Origin of the sequence: Bariatricus sp. HCP28S3_F11, assembly GCF_052065395.1 — a bacterium.
Classification (GTDB): Bacteria; Bacillota; Clostridia; order Lachnospirales; family Lachnospiraceae; genus Allocoprococcus.
Genome location: NZ_JBQHUC010000048.1, coordinates 1 through 13,858 on the forward strand (window position 1 = coordinate 1; position 13,858 = coordinate 13,858).

Here is a 13,858-nt window from a genome sequence, read left to right on the forward strand (position 1 = left end):
GGAAGGTGCTCTGAGACTTTTTTCTTTCTGTAAACTGATGACAGTATACAGAACAATCCAGAGACACGCAAGCTAATCATTATTACGCTATTTTAAGAGGTCAATAACAATCTGGTATCCGATTACTTTCCTCAAATTAATATTCTTTACACTATTAAAAATATTAACATCCATTACATCACTGGTTTTTCGAAACTGCGCAATCAGTTTCTTCATCTCATCTCTCTTAGATCCTCTTCCGCCTCCGCAACTTACACAATTTTCTGTAAAACGACAGGCGCATTGAATAAAATATAATCCATTGGAATCCCTCCAGGATTGAATTGCGTCTTCCCTCACGAGGTACAATGGACGTATTAATTCCATTCCTTCAAAATTCTGACTATGAAGTTTTGGCAACATAGTTTCAATCTTTCCACTGTACAGCATGCCCATCAGGATTGTCTCGATTACATCATCAAAATGGTGTCCCAGAGCAATCTTATTACATCCCAGCTCCTTTGCCTTTGAATACAAATATCCTCTTCGCATCCTTGCGCAAAGATAGCACGGATTCCTATCAATAGTTGCCACCGTATCAAAAATATTTGTCTCAAATACAGTAAGCGGTATACCAAGAAGTTTTGCATTATCTTGAATTATTTTCCAGTTATCTTTATTATATCCAGGATTCATAATCAAGAATGTTGCATCAAAATTGATCTCGCCATGTTTTTTCAGTTCTTGTATTAATTTTGCAAGAAGCATGGAATCCTTACCTCCAGAAATACAGACTGCCACCCGATCCCCTTCCTGAATCAATTGATATTCATTCAAAGCCTTGGTAAAAGCCCGCCAGATTGTTCGCCGATATTTTTTGATAATGCTGCGTTCGATCTCTTCTTTCTTCTTCTCTTTTTCTTTCTGAGAATCCTCCTGCATGAATCTGGATAGAGACAAACGCAAGTAAGCACGATAGCCACCCTCCACATTAACTGCACGATAGCCCTCATTCACCAGTTCTTGTACATATTCCTGACTTCTGTCCCCAGTATGACAGATCAGATAGATGGTTTTGGTCACGTCCAGTTCCTTTTTATGTGCTTCCCATTCATCCATCGGGATATTCACTGCTCCCGGGAACGTTCCCCTTTGAAACTGCTCATTTGGACGAATATCTACAACAATCCTTTGATTAGATTCTATCTTCTCTAGTTCTTCTACTGTAATTTCCCACATAATTCTAATCCTCATAATTTCTAGCAAGGTTTTTTATCACTTCTCCACTAGGATCAGTCCGACGACTATCGGGACAACTGCCACACTGCCTGAAAGGTCTCTTCTCTCGATATATTTATGCTGTTCTTCCGATGAACAGTTGAAATGAGTTCTGCAGCTAATGGACATATCCTCCAGCAGTCGTCTCGGATTTTCCTCAGAACACACGACTTTCAGTTTTCTTATGCCATGTTTCTTCAGTTCCCGCCTCATGACCTTTGCCAGAGGACACATCCTAGTCTGACAGATATTAGCAATGCAGAATACACTTGCATCCAGCTGATTACCGGAACATTTTTCTTTTGGGTCTGCTTGAACTCATATCTGAGAGAATGTATTAGTTCTTACAACAGCTTTTATCGTGACCTTTTTCCTTTGCATTTTTATGGCACGCATATTACCATCTAATCCCTATCAAGTCAATAGGTTTATCATGTTAATGTGGCACATTTCAACGAATATCTCTTTACACCAATTCGTGATATGTCCTAATACACTTCAGTACTTCAATTCTCAACTCCTGATACAAATCCTCATCAAATCTTCCATTAATCAAAGAGTTTTTTATTAATAGAGGCCGAAACATTTCCAGTATCTGCAATATTGCCTCCTGATCTCCCATCTGTGCTCGAAATAGCACCTCCTCAAAATTCATGATTTTTCACCTCCCATCCATTTTCTAATCTTACGGATTGCATAATAATAAATTCCTTTCACCTTGTAAGGTGGCAAACCATTAATCTGGCTTATATCATCAAACGTCCGTTCTTCAAACACATGCTGATAGATCAGTTTTCTCTCATCCTCGCGCAATAAGAGTAATGCCTCGACAAGTTTTTGATCCCTCATCTCGTCCCATTCAGGATAGCACCCATCTACCTCTCTCATTAACAGTTCTTCACGATATTCCATCTCCAGACTCTCTTCTACCAAAATGCTATTTTCTTCCATTATCAGATTCTCTGCCGGCATTTCATTACTGTTAATCCTCAGCATTTTTCTCAAATAATTTTGTCTGGTTCCCCGGATCTGTGCCAGTATGTATGCAGTAAATTGGTTTTTTATTTTCGAACCAGTATAAGTATGTTCATCCATTTATTTATCCTCCTGTATTCTGATTTCATTTTTCTTTTGAAATCCCAGAAGGCGGGGACCGACACCGAATTCCATTGTTCGATAATATTCGACAAACAAAAAGAAAGTCGAATTGGCTATTACCTAATTCGACTTTCCATATTATCCATACTATTTTATGTGCTAAACCACATGTTATTAACGCATATTCCGCATACTCACCAGAAGGGTGTTCCACATATTGGTATAAGATTTTTTTAATAAATTCTTGCTATGTCTATACCGATCTGTGTAACTCAATCAGACTCTTCTCCCAAATAACATTCTTATTCTCTATTCACTTCACGCATTATATCGCTCTAGTTCACGCAGCATAACACATTTCATATACTGCCGAACTAGAGTAAAATATATGCATTAAGTGAGGTGATGAAAATGATGGTTAAGAAATTGCTCGGAGATCTGGTCAAAGAAGAGCGCCTTCGCAGAAATCTTTCACAGAATACTCTAGCTGAGAATGTGCACGTTTCGCTACGCACAATATCCGATATTGAAAACTATAATGCTAACCCCAGACTTGAAACTCTGAGTCTATTAGCCAAATACTTGAATATTTCGCTTGATTCCGTCATCTTCCACGACAATCCACCTGCAGATCCTTATATCGAACAGATCATTTATGAATTAAATGATTGTACAGATGAAGAAAAACAACTGGCTTTACATACGCTCCGTGGACTCCTTGAAGGTCTCCGAAAACAAAAGTAATTCTTTTCATTCTCCACTTCACCATTGTTTGATTATAGAATGGCCATTTATGAGCGACTTATGAGCCAGTTATGAATGACTTATGAATTGAAAAACTTTTCGACAAAATTCGAAGCAGCCCAATCAAGGGCTGCTTCTTTTCTATATACCTCGGAATGCATCCAATGCATTTGAAATATTTCTTATAATATGATCATCAAGAACAATCGGTTCCTCTTCTGAACCAGACAGATCCATGACTTTCTCATCCGGAGCTGCCCTTTCTTCAGTGACATATTTCTTTTCCGAGATTGCTTCTTGAATCTCTTTCTTTACAATTGTTTTAATCAATGGCAGTAGGAAAGACTTGTCCGGATTCAAAGAATCAGTTTCTTTTCCCTCGCCAAGATAATGAAGTACTGCGCTGGCAATGAAATCCGCCTTATCTTCCGTATTATTTAAAATCTCAACGACTTTTTGATGGGAAGCATTATTCTTCTTAAATCCAATCGTGAATTTATTGGGGTTCTTTTTTGTCACAACAATCACTTCCCATTCTATTTGCTGCTTTCATACATACGATACAGAAGATCATACCCTTTTGCATTGGCACGTAGGTCATCAATGAACAGATAACGTCCCAAACGGTCTGATTTCTCTAAAAATCGCCTGAGCAGAATAGAGCCGCCGCCAATGAAAACGGTATAAGCAGATTTCGTATCCACACCTCGTTCACGAATACTATTCAGAAGATCTGTGACATAGTCCTGTACCATATTCTCAACCGCCCGGACTACATACTCATCATAAAACTCTGTTTTCCCACGAATGATACTTTCCACATCTATTTCTTCCAGCAGCATGTCATATTCACTGTTGACTTTGGAAATGATCTCATTACACATAGTAATGATGCCCTTTTCCAATGAATCACAGTAATCCATATCTGGCTTTCCTCTTCTTAATAGCAGATAATCTGTTGTAAATCCCCCAATATCAATTCCTACTGCTTTCGGGGCTTCCCCAATCTTATCCATTTTTGTCATCATGGCAGCTAAATCCTGCACAAAAGCCCTCACATCTTTCATACACAGATGATATTCCTTTCCACAGTATTCCACCTGAAACACTTTTCCATCACCCTTAAAATATTTTTCATACCTGTCATACAGCTCCTTGTAATGCTTTGGCGGAAGTCCGATTGGAAGTTCAATCTGAATCACATCATCTGGCTGAATTTGTGTCTTGTCTTCCAATTCCATAGCAATTGCAAATAATGTAAGCACAAAAAATCGGGAGTCTGAAGTCTTATCCCTTTGATATGGGATACGGCGTTCGCTGAGCGTATAATACTTGTCCTGATACCGCAGATATACCTCGCCCCTAGCAGGCTTCTTATCCATTTCTGTCAGTCCTGTCGTGAATACATGATTACAGGTCTTCATATTACGGTTGCCCTGATCTACGGCTACTCTTAATTTCTTAATCATAAATGATCACTCCTTTTTTTCTTTCTACTTACTCTGTACGTACTACCTACGTAAAACGCAACCACACCCTCAAAAAATGTGAAAAGGCACCAGCAATAGCTGCCGATGCCTTCATTCATTATACATCTTTATGTTCCTCTCCAGTTTTCCATGCACCAGGTATCGATAATTTCGATCCGAGTTGACACAGGTAGAAAGCGTAACGATATGATCCGTATCCGTAACTTCCGTTCCTGTATCATAGGCAGCGTAGGATATAATCTTTTCCAAAAAGTCTTGATAATCTTCCAGTTCTGGAAATCGGTAAGTGAAACCCACACTTCCTGTCATTCCCGCATAGCTGGATACGATCCGGTACTCTAAGATGCCGTCCGGAAGATAGATATAAAAGCAAGGATACTTCTCAAATAACGATTTTTCCTGATATCTGTCCAACGTTCCGAACATACTTCCATTCTTCATATTATGCCCATACACAATCGTATTACTGTCCGTAAACTCCGGCTGGTTATGATAGTCGATAAAGATACTGCCATTCTTGTTTTCCTTCCCATCAAACATATGATGCAGATAGTAAGAATTGTCCTTTCCCTGCACAACCGGATAACTAATGTCCAGTGCCGGTATCTGGATCCATGCTACCACATCCGGATTCTGAGCCTTTAATCCTTCAAAATCTACCTGAAGGAACGTAAATCCTGAATCATCTTCTGGATCCGGATCATTTTTACCCTGCTCATCTGTTTCTGGATCCTGTACGTACTCCATAATTTCTTCATACGTACGATCGCCTTTCTGATACTCCAGAAAAATTCCTATTAATTTGCCTACGGCAAATATAAATATAATGAACGATGCAATCATCATAAACAGTAGTGGTACATTTCTTTTGCCTTTCATAAATCTTCTCCTTTCAAGAAAGACCAGAGCAGAATACTCCGGTCCTCCAGTTTCTATAATCTTTGAGACATTTTATCTGTCTGATTTATGTACAAATCATAATATAGATCATCAATTCCTTTGATTTGTCCACGCCATTCTTTGTTTTCATCCGTATTCCAAAGCATGCGCTTCACCGGTAATGAGCATTCCCTGCAAAGTTCGTACAGTTTCCTGCACCCACTTTGAATGATTTCCCTTTTTTTTACCTTATAAGGACACTCTCCAATCCTGTTACTCTGCGTGCATTCGCTGCATTTACTATACTGTCTATCACAGACAACCGGCATCTTCTTGTCCATGTCATAAGTCTCATACACAAGCTGAAGATTTCTTTTGGAAAGGCTCTCCAAAATTGGGCGAAGATTCCGCTGTTGGTTCACTCCGGGCATACATAAGAACGTAGCTCCGGATAGATAATGAGCAATGGTTCCTTTTAAAGCGCCTTCTGTCACATACACTTCTTTCGCATCCAAATTCCCGATTACATGAACCGGGCTGCCAGATGAGACTCCATATTGGTAATTTACACTAGAAAACCAGATATACTTTCTGGAATCTGTCACATGATCCAGCCGGATCTGAAATCCCTGGATCAGACCTTCCATGGAAAGAATCGGGATCAGGAATCCGGAATTCTTTGCTGAAAAATGAATCGTCCATTTTCCATCCTGATCCTGATAAAATCCCGGCACTCCCTCTACCATACATCCTTTTTCCTGTAGTTTCCTGGTCAGACTTTTTAATCCAAAGAGAGGAACGCTCCGATATCTTTGCATCTCGATCTGCTCGTCCGTAAGCCCTCTCGCCAGCAAGTCTTCCCTGTGCTTTTCTGATAACGTAAGATAGGAAAGCAGCATGGAATAGGTATGGTTGATTTCCGCATCCGATGCACGGTCACTATTTTCGGGAATCTCAGGCTCCGGCTTTTTCTCCGGAATCTTATAATCATCCCGGTATTGTCCCAGGTTTAATGCCTCCCGGATCTGCCGATTTGCTTCTGCCTTGGAGAGTCCATATAATTTGGCGTATAAATCCAACATTCCCCCCTGCTCATTGCAATAATTACAACGGAAGACGTTTTTCCTGATATTGACATTCATCTTTCCCGTTTTATGGTTGCAGAAAGGACAGTCCACATCATAGGAACTGGGATTTTTCCGACGCACCTGCAGATTCAGTACACGCACCACATCGCGGATATCGTAATCAAACCCTGACATGTCATACATCCATATTCAAGCCTCCTTTCCCCTGCAGCCAGATAGCTGACTGTGGGTCTTAACAGGCAGAATCCACTATCCTGCCATTGGTAATGCTTTATTTAACAAAAATTTAGCTGCAGCCGGAACCGCATTGTTATTTCCGGAATAACTTCTGGCAAACCAGTCCAGACTTTGCGGACTTTCTTTTGCCACCTGGCCCATAGTCTTGCCGCCATATTTCCCTTTGCCCGGAATCTCAACCTGCACCGCCTGCTCATAAGTCATATGCTGCAGAAGTTCTTCTACCGGTAGGGAACCGTCTAGCGCAATTCCCACTGTACCTGTCGCCATGGAATTCATTCCCGGCTGCTGGCCATAGGTATTTTGCATGGATGGCTGACCGATGATGGAGCCATTTGCCTGTGCCTGTTGGAAGAACTGTCCCATCATGCCAGACTGTAGCTGCATCGGCGGAATGGAACCACCCGTCATCTGCCTTTCAGGCTGTTGATACGTATTTTCAGTCGATTGATAATCAGCCCGATTCCCGCTATAAGGACTCTGCACAGTTCCTGAATTTTGAGATGACTGCGGAATCTGAATCCCGGCATCCACCTGTTCCGGATCATTTTCTTCACCTACATCCGCAAACTGAAGTCCAAACCCGGCATCTGACAGTGCCCGTCCGACAGCAGCCGTTTCCGCAAGTTCCAGAAATTTCGCTCCAAAATTCGGATCCTCTGACCGGAATTTCTGTGAAAACGCATTAGCAATAAAGTTATCCTCTGCGTCACACTTATCCAGATAAATTCTCGCTTCCACCAAAGCTGCATTTTCTGAAAAACTGCGGACAATACTAATAATCTTTCCCATGGGATATACCAGACGGAACCAGAGTTTCCGGTATTTCACATCCAGATACAGCTGGTCTTCCTGTCCTTCCTTTTCCAGTCTTCTTGCAAGTTCCACAGGATTAAATCCTTCCACCCGGTTGAGTGCTGCAACAGCTTCTGATTTGTCATATAAGATTGATTTCATTCGTTCTGCTCCTTTCGATTTCTGTTCAAAATAAAAGCAGACGAAAACCCTACATAGAGTAATAGTCTGCATTTCTCTGAGATTGTAATATTTCTTCAAATTTTCATACTGCAAGTTTTAACTGTTCTATTTCCTGCGCAGGCTTATTCCGGCTTTGATACTGGTCATAATAGCTACAGATTCTCTCTGCAAGCACTGTATTTCTCTTTCCACTGTCATCAGTATGAATCGCCTGACATACTGCGTTCCAATCCCCGACCAGATACACTTTGGACTTTGCCCTGGTAACTGCAGTATAGAGAATATTGCGTTTCAGCATAACATAGAATGCCTTCACCCATGGAATTATTACCACCGGGCACTCTGATCCCTGTGATTTGTGAACCGTAATCGCATTTGCATGTTCAATCATTTCCATCTGCTCCAGCTCATACTCTATCATCCGGTTCTCCGTAAATTGGATACTGATCTTGGGGTTGCCTTCCTCGTCTTCATAAAAATCCAGAATGGTTCCCATATCTCCGTTGCTGATAAGAGCAGTATTTTTATTCTGTATGATCTTATCCCCAACCCGAAATACGTCTTTTCCAATCACAAGTTCCTTCTTTCCACTGACTGGTGGATTGATGATATCCTCCAGTGTGCGGTTCAGTTCCACCACACCAGCTGCAGTTCTTACCCGGAAAGGTGTCAGGATCTGCACCTTGTCGTGACCATTTCGGATGACTTCCTCCTGATAGAGTCTCTTTACGGTATCTGCAGTTTCTTCTGTCCCTTTGCAGGGCACAAACACAAAATCATCACCCAGAATCAGGTTGGTTTTTCCCTCCTGCATCAGCTTTGCATTCACTGGTATGTTGCTTGTGGCACCCTGACGATACACAAGGTCAAGCATTGTGACCGGTATCAGCCCACATTGGATAAGCTGACAAAATACATCACCGGCTCCCACCGAAGGAAGCTGGTCCACATCCCCCACGAGAAGGATTCTTGTATTTCCTTTGACTCTCTGGAAGAATTCATAAGCCAGCCGCATATCCACCATGGATGTTTCATCCACATTGACAAACCCTGCCTCCAGATAGGCAAACTCAGCCGTATAATCTTCTCCCAGAAGCCCCATTGCCATATGCATGGTCGAGGCGTTCTGGTTACCCGTACTTTCTGCCATCCGTCTTGCAGCTCTGCCGGTCGGTGCCATTAACTGCACTTCAGACTTACATTTCATGCCATGGATATAGAGGATCACCTTTAAAACAGTTGTCTTTCCGGTACCCGGACCTCCTGTAATGATGCTGATGGGATTCGCAAACACCATCCGGACCGCCTGTTTCTGCTTTTCTGACAGTGTAATTCTCAGAACTTTCTGCGCCTGTACAAGTTCAGTCTCCACATCAAGCGATTCCATAGGATAAAGAATCCGCCTTGCTATCATGGCTGCGGTCTGCTCCTCTGCTTCAAACTGGCGGAAGGTATAAACCTTTTCATCATCCAACACAATGCTGTTCTGCATAACCAGACGGTAGAGTACATTGCTCACATCCTGAACGGTCACTGCCTGAAAAGTCAGATCTTTATTCAACACTTCCAGTACCTGTTCTGTTAGAATCTCCTGTTCCAGATAAAGATGCCCTTCCTTCATAGCCTCACTTAGCACGTAACTGATGCACCCTGAAATACGCATGGGATCATTCAGAGTCTTTCCGAGTGCCCTGCCAATGTTATCCACTGTCAGGAATCCAAATCCCTTGACTGCACATAACATATATGGGCGTTTCCGGATGATATCCACGGATTCATCTTTAAATGTCTGTAGGATCAGATTCACTTTCTTTGGTGTCACTTTGTAAGGAGCCAGAAAGGTCATCAGCTCCCGAAACACCTGGTTCTTCCCAAAGGAATCCATAATCCCACGGAGTTTCTTTTCTGAAATTCCTGGAATCGAAAGCAGTTTCTCCGGTGTTTTCTCAATGACTTCCAGCGTATCCAGACCAAATTGACGATAGATGGCTTCCGCTGTCCTCTGTCTGACGCCTTTTATTGCACCAGATGCTAAATATCCTATGATTCCTTCTTTCGTCCTTGGAACAATTTCCATAAAGGATTCCACTTTATACTGTAGACCATGACTTCCGTTTTCCCAAGATCCTTCCATTTCCAGTTCAATCTGATCTGTAAGAGGCAAATTGTATCCAACGGCAGTAAACCCAATCATCTTTCGGGATGCCAGATACCGGTCCCTGGCTGACAATGGTACGGACGTATCCTGGGTACAATAGAGTGCCACAGTAAAACCATTTCCTTCATTCATATAGATCTTATTCACATATCTGCATCGCATCTTCCACATCCCTCCAGTTTGAATTTGAAAACATTATGCAGCCTCCTTCTTTATACGAAATGTCCTGCTCTCAGTTGTCTTCGCATATTCTTCATAAATATCAGGATGCTGAATCTTCAGCTTCTCCATCTGCGCTTTTCCGATCTGTGTACGTTTTGTAGGATTATACGTAATCCGGTAACAATTCGTACCATCCTTTAAAATAGCTTTGCATCTGGCTCCTAACTGCTCCACAAAAGGGACGCTGATCGCACGCTGCTCCGATTCGATCTCTTTTTTTCTTTTTTCAATTTGGGATTTTTCTTCTGCTAAAGCAAGATATCTTTCAAGATTTTTAGATTCCAGACATGATAATTCGATTTCCGGGAGACTAATGTCCGCATATCCCACAGATCTCCGAATACTATCTAAAATGAGGTCTGTCTTTCCGTTATACGGTGGTTCCACATGTTTTTCAACATATTCCTCCCAGAAGAATACTTCCTGTTCTATGATGTCTTCTTCATCCATCAGATCACGCTCCAGATAGCGGAATACAAATTCGTCTTCATTATTCCCATACAGACATGCAATATAAGCTTTCTGCATGTTCATGACCGACAGATAATGTTTGACCTGGAGCACATAATTATCCGGAATTGCATCATCATCCCATTTCTTACTTGCATTGTAATTACAGGTCTTACATTCAAGAATTCCGTATGTACCATCGGGAAATAAAATAAAAAAATCCACATCTGCAAGCATGAACGGATACAGGGGATGCCGGAACATTTTTCTTACCGGAAATACCTTCAGTCCTGTCTTTCTGACAAAAATCTCTGCTACAAGATCTTCCAGCCGATGTCCGACTTCCTTTGCAACCCAGTTACTTTCTTCTTCCTTCGGGATAGCAGGCAGTATTCCCACCTTGTTGTTATATAGATCCCGGATCGTCGCAAACGGGGAGATTCCCATGATGGCGGCTACATCGCTGCCGCCAATTCCCTTTTTACGGTAATCAAGCCATTCCTCTCTCGTAAGTTCACTGATATCCACTACAATCTCCGGTTCATAATTCAAATTCAGTCCTGTCATTCTTTATTCCCTCCTTCTGATTTTTCTTATTACCTTACCATTTGATTGCTCCACCTACATCAAACTCTTTCCAGTCTAAAGCCAATGCACGGGTAATCTGTTCTTCCAGATTAATGATTGCTGCTCCCTGCATCCCTTCACAGGCTGCAAAAAACGATGCTTCGTTCATTGCAAAATAAAGGTCATGTGCAGTACAGGGTCCGTTTCCTTTCTGGAACTCGAACATTTCCGCCACATCATTGATCAATTTTTTTCGGATTCCCAGGCGTTTCATCAATAAACGAATACAATTCAGCGGATGACGGATTTCAATATCCATCAATTTTGTTATATCTGAAATCGCATCCTGATATCTGGAACAGAGCATTCTTAAATTTGCCAGAAACTGTGTCATATCAGCACCGCCGGTATGCGCCAGTTTAATTGGACTGCCAAGACTGATCGTCCTGCCACTGCTGGAGCAGGTCAGCATCGGATACAGATTTGCACCGCTTACTGCAACATCTGATGTCGTAAGCCTTACAGCGGGTGCAATGATATTATCGCTGATGCCATGATCACTTAAAGCCTCCCTGTAAGTATCCAGAAGTTCCTGATTTCCACCAAGTTCCCACATTGCGGAAACAATGGAATGATCGAACATTCCGGAACCTTCCACGTAACTGTTTCCCGGAAAATTGGTATTCAGAAACTGCATGGTCATTTCAAATACTGCCCGCATATCCAATATGCTGTAATCGTGGTGATCTCCGCCGTGAACTGCAGATACTTTTCCATCTGCAATCTTAATCAGAGCATCCCCTTTCGCTACCTTCAGGCAATAATTCACTACCTTCGTATAATTTGCTGTTTCCAGTTTCCTAAGCCCCGAGCCAGAAATTCCTGCCCGATCCAGAATTGTCCGGATTGCACAGGTACGCACCGGATAGGTCTCACCCTTAATTTTTAAGGCAAGCTGGGTATTATTCTCAGTATCCTCCAGAATCTCCTCCCAATTCTTTCCTACTGTGTCCTTCATTTTACCCGCTTCCTGAATAGCCGGAACCAGTCGCAGTGTTCTTGTAGGCTTACGGATCCAGGATGATTCTTTTGCTCTCTGTGCCAAAAATTCCAGCATCTCCTTTGGGTCTGCAAACGTCGTCTGATACGCATCTGCAAAAATTCTTGTTTCATTCATGTGTCTTTCCACCTTTCTTAAAATAAGTTTTATCCATAAACAGCTCAAAGCTGATTGTGGCTGCTCCATCTGCCATTAAACAAAAAAAAGGAATGAAAAGAGTATTTCTCCATTCATTCCTAAATCTCTGGTATTTTACCTAATAAAACAAAAAGCATCACTACTGCGATACACACCGCATAGTGACACTTTATACAAACATAAACAGCTTATGCCAGACAGGAAGTTTTTGTCTGCCTGTTGATTCCGGGATTCGCACAATCCCAGAACTTCCCTACAAGGGAATGCATAAAAAATAAACTATATCAGTATAGTAGCACAAGATATTGTTTGTGTCAATTCTATATATACTATATATTGTTTTCTGTGATAAAAACAATATGCTCACCCAGGAATTCTTTACATGTTTGTTTTACCTTTCCGTACTGCTCACTGTCTTTCTTAGCAGCTCCTGCACACAATGCAGAAAGGGGACATCCCTCACAGTTATTCTGCAAGGCTTCTTTAATCCATTTGATTTCCTGTTCTGTTCCGATTACTTTCATCTGACTCACCTCTATTACATCATACCCCGAAATCATATAAGCAACACATTTTTTATCTTGCTTTTTACGTCTGTAACACGCCAAAAGCTCACCATTTTACTTGATGTAATGTATTGTATCCGTAAATTACGGTTACAATCAATAATATTGTTCTTTATATCCTTAATACACCTATTTTAATCCGCAATTTCACTTTCGTAAATAGTTTAAAATGAAGGAAAATGGAGGTGTGACAGATGGATGAAAAATTTATTGCAGAACGCATTACCGAACTGCGCTTAAAAAAAGATATTTCGGAATACCAGATGAGTCTTGATCTTGGTAAAAATAAAAGTTACATCCAGAATATCAGTTCCGGACGTTCTCTGCCTTCCATGAGCCAGTTCTATGAAATTTGCCGCTATTTTGAAATCACACCTCAGGAATTCTTTGATGAAAGGCTTCATGATCTGCCTCTGTATCAAAAAGCCAATGAATTATTAAAGCAATTGGACGAAGACGATATGCTGGCCATCCTCTCTATTCTCAAACGATTAACTGAAAAACATTCTTAATGTCTTATCGGCTGCCTGTATTATGGCAGCTTTTTTTCTGCTTTTTTTCCAATATTTAAAATTCCATGACTATTTCTAAGTAAATGGGCAAGACCCAAGTTGTACTTTGATAATTACATACACCTCTCAGGAGATTGATATAGGTGCTGCAGATAGTGCTTGCGTTTATTGCGTGCCTGCAGCTTTAAGATTACATAGTAACGCCTTATACGTGGCCGGAAAGGGCGCAGGAACTGGCTTCTGGGAGATTTACACCATTTTTCGTCAGGCTATTTTACAATAGTAAAATTACTCTAAACTTGATATAATTCTTAAGGAAAGTATCAGATTCAGAGCAGATAATAAAAGAGCAGTTCTGGAAAAAATAGAACTGCTCTGAATGTGATTCTTTCTTATTGTACCAAGTCGCGGACG

14 protein-coding genes and 1 pseudogene are annotated in these 13,858 nt (G+C 41.3%); 2 read left to right on the plus strand and 13 right to left on the minus strand.

What is annotated here, in order from left to right:
- Positions 1-87: 87 nt before the first annotated feature.
- From ACTNBR_RS15030 to ACTNBR_RS15045, 4 genes and pseudogenes are all read right to left on the minus strand, one after another.
- Positions 88-1,218 carry an ATP-binding protein gene (locus ACTNBR_RS15030; RefSeq protein ID WP_235250677.1) on the minus strand — a complete coding sequence of 377 codons (1,131 nt, stop codon included), beginning with the start codon at positions 1,216-1,218 and terminating at the stop codon, positions 88-90.
- Positions 1,219-1,222: 4 nt separating this feature from the next.
- Positions 1,223-1,548: pseudogene (locus ACTNBR_RS15035) on the minus strand (tRNA threonylcarbamoyladenosine dehydratase); the annotation flags it as partial.
- Between the two features lie 175 nt (positions 1,549-1,723).
- The gene (locus ACTNBR_RS15040; protein ID WP_235250678.1) at positions 1,724-1,912 is read right to left on the minus strand and encodes a helix-turn-helix domain-containing protein; all 189 of its coding nucleotides are present in this window, start codon (positions 1,910-1,912) and stop codon (positions 1,724-1,726) included.
- Positions 1,909-2,352 carry a sigma-70 family RNA polymerase sigma factor gene (locus tag ACTNBR_RS15045; protein ID WP_235250679.1) on the minus strand — a complete coding sequence of 148 codons (444 nt, stop codon included), beginning with the start codon at positions 2,350-2,352 and terminating at the stop codon, positions 1,909-1,911. The genes ACTNBR_RS15040 and ACTNBR_RS15045 overlap by 4 nt, the downstream gene beginning before the upstream one ends.
- Before the next feature lie 414 nt (positions 2,353-2,766).
- Here ACTNBR_RS15045 and ACTNBR_RS15050 point away from each other — a divergent pair, with 414 nt between their 5' ends.
- Positions 2,767-3,099: a helix-turn-helix transcriptional regulator gene (locus ACTNBR_RS15050; protein WP_328284220.1), complete on the plus strand. Its 333-nt coding sequence runs from the start codon at positions 2,767-2,769 to the stop codon at positions 3,097-3,099.
- Positions 3,100-3,240: 141 nt separating this feature from the next.
- Here the strand turns inward: ACTNBR_RS15050 and ACTNBR_RS15055 are convergent, their stop codons facing one another.
- The 9 genes from ACTNBR_RS15055 to ACTNBR_RS15095 form a co-directional block, all read right to left on the minus strand.
- Positions 3,241-3,618 (minus strand): hypothetical protein, encoded by a 378-nt coding sequence (locus ACTNBR_RS15055; protein ID WP_235250680.1) that lies wholly within the window; start codon positions 3,616-3,618, stop codon positions 3,241-3,243.
- A gap of 17 nt (positions 3,619-3,635) precedes the next feature.
- Positions 3,636-4,568 carry a ParM/StbA family protein gene (locus ACTNBR_RS15060; RefSeq protein WP_235250682.1) on the minus strand — a complete coding sequence of 311 codons (933 nt, stop codon included), beginning with the start codon at positions 4,566-4,568 and terminating at the stop codon, positions 3,636-3,638.
- A gap of 111 nt (positions 4,569-4,679) precedes the next feature.
- Entirely contained in the window at positions 4,680-5,468 is a 789-nt protein-coding gene (gene srtB, locus ACTNBR_RS15065) for a class B sortase (RefSeq protein ID WP_235250684.1), read from the minus strand.
- A gap of 53 nt (positions 5,469-5,521) precedes the next feature.
- Positions 5,522-6,739 carry a CHC2 zinc finger domain-containing protein gene (locus ACTNBR_RS15070; RefSeq protein WP_235250685.1) on the minus strand — a complete coding sequence of 406 codons (1,218 nt, stop codon included), beginning with the start codon at positions 6,737-6,739 and terminating at the stop codon, positions 5,522-5,524.
- Between the two features lie 66 nt (positions 6,740-6,805).
- On the minus strand, positions 6,806-7,750 hold the full coding sequence (locus ACTNBR_RS15075; protein ID WP_235250686.1) for a hypothetical protein: 945 nt from the start codon (positions 7,748-7,750) through the stop codon (positions 6,806-6,808).
- Between the two features lie 103 nt (positions 7,751-7,853).
- Positions 7,854-10,091 (minus strand): SF1B family DNA helicase RecD2, encoded by a 2,238-nt coding sequence (gene recD2, locus ACTNBR_RS15080; protein ID WP_235250687.1) that lies wholly within the window; start codon positions 10,089-10,091, stop codon positions 7,854-7,856.
- Positions 10,092-10,124: 33 nt separating this feature from the next.
- Entirely contained in the window at positions 10,125-11,168 is a 1,044-nt protein-coding gene (locus ACTNBR_RS15085) for a YqaJ viral recombinase family protein (protein WP_427739564.1), read from the minus strand.
- Between the two features lie 34 nt (positions 11,169-11,202).
- Positions 11,203-12,345 (minus strand): transposase, encoded by a 1,143-nt coding sequence (locus ACTNBR_RS15090; protein WP_235251050.1) that lies wholly within the window; start codon positions 12,343-12,345, stop codon positions 11,203-11,205.
- Between the two features lie 350 nt (positions 12,346-12,695).
- Positions 12,696-12,890: a 2-ketoisovalerate ferredoxin oxidoreductase gene (locus tag ACTNBR_RS15095; protein ID WP_235251051.1), complete on the minus strand. Its 195-nt coding sequence runs from the start codon at positions 12,888-12,890 to the stop codon at positions 12,696-12,698.
- Between the two features lie 236 nt (positions 12,891-13,126).
- On the opposite strand from ACTNBR_RS15095, the gene ACTNBR_RS15100 reads away from it, so the two are divergent.
- Entirely contained in the window at positions 13,127-13,444 is a 318-nt protein-coding gene (locus ACTNBR_RS15100) for a helix-turn-helix transcriptional regulator (protein ID WP_235251052.1), read from the plus strand.
- Positions 13,445-13,858 lie beyond the last annotated feature (414 nt).

Coding starts and splice junctions, on each gene's coding strand:
- ACTNBR_RS15095 (WP_235251051.1), bottom strand. CDS start 12,890: ATGAAAGTAATCGGAACAGAACAGGAAATCAAATGGATTAAAGAAGCC.
- ACTNBR_RS15075 (WP_235250686.1), bottom strand. CDS start 7,750: ATGAAATCAATCTTATATGACAAATCAGAAGCTGTTGCAGCACTCAAC.
- ACTNBR_RS15100 (WP_235251052.1), top strand. CDS start 13,127: ATGGATGAAAAATTTATTGCAGAACGCATTACCGAACTGCGCTTAAAA.
- ACTNBR_RS15050 (WP_328284220.1), top strand. CDS start 2,767: ATGATGGTTAAGAAATTGCTCGGAGATCTGGTCAAAGAAGAGCGCCTT.
- ACTNBR_RS15040 (WP_235250678.1), bottom strand. CDS start 1,912: ATGAATTTTGAGGAGGTGCTATTTCGAGCACAGATGGGAGATCAGGAG.
- recD2 (WP_235250687.1), bottom strand. CDS start 10,091: ATGCGATGCAGATATGTGAATAAGATCTATATGAATGAAGGAAATGGT.
- ACTNBR_RS15090 (WP_235251050.1), bottom strand. CDS start 12,345: ATGAATGAAACAAGAATTTTTGCAGATGCGTATCAGACGACGTTTGCA.
- ACTNBR_RS15070 (WP_235250685.1), bottom strand. CDS start 6,739: ATGTATGACATGTCAGGGTTTGATTACGATATCCGCGATGTGGTGCGT.
- srtB (WP_235250684.1), bottom strand. CDS start 5,468: ATGAAAGGCAAAAGAAATGTACCACTACTGTTTATGATGATTGCATCG.
- ACTNBR_RS15045 (WP_235250679.1), bottom strand. CDS start 2,352: ATGGATGAACATACTTATACTGGTTCGAAAATAAAAAACCAATTTACT.
- ACTNBR_RS15060 (WP_235250682.1), bottom strand. CDS start 4,568: ATGATTAAGAAATTAAGAGTAGCCGTAGATCAGGGCAACCGTAATATG.
- ACTNBR_RS15085 (WP_427739564.1), bottom strand. CDS start 11,168: ATGACAGGACTGAATTTGAATTATGAACCGGAGATTGTAGTGGATATC.
- ACTNBR_RS15030 (WP_235250677.1), bottom strand. CDS start 1,218: ATGTGGGAAATTACAGTAGAAGAACTAGAGAAGATAGAATCTAATCAA.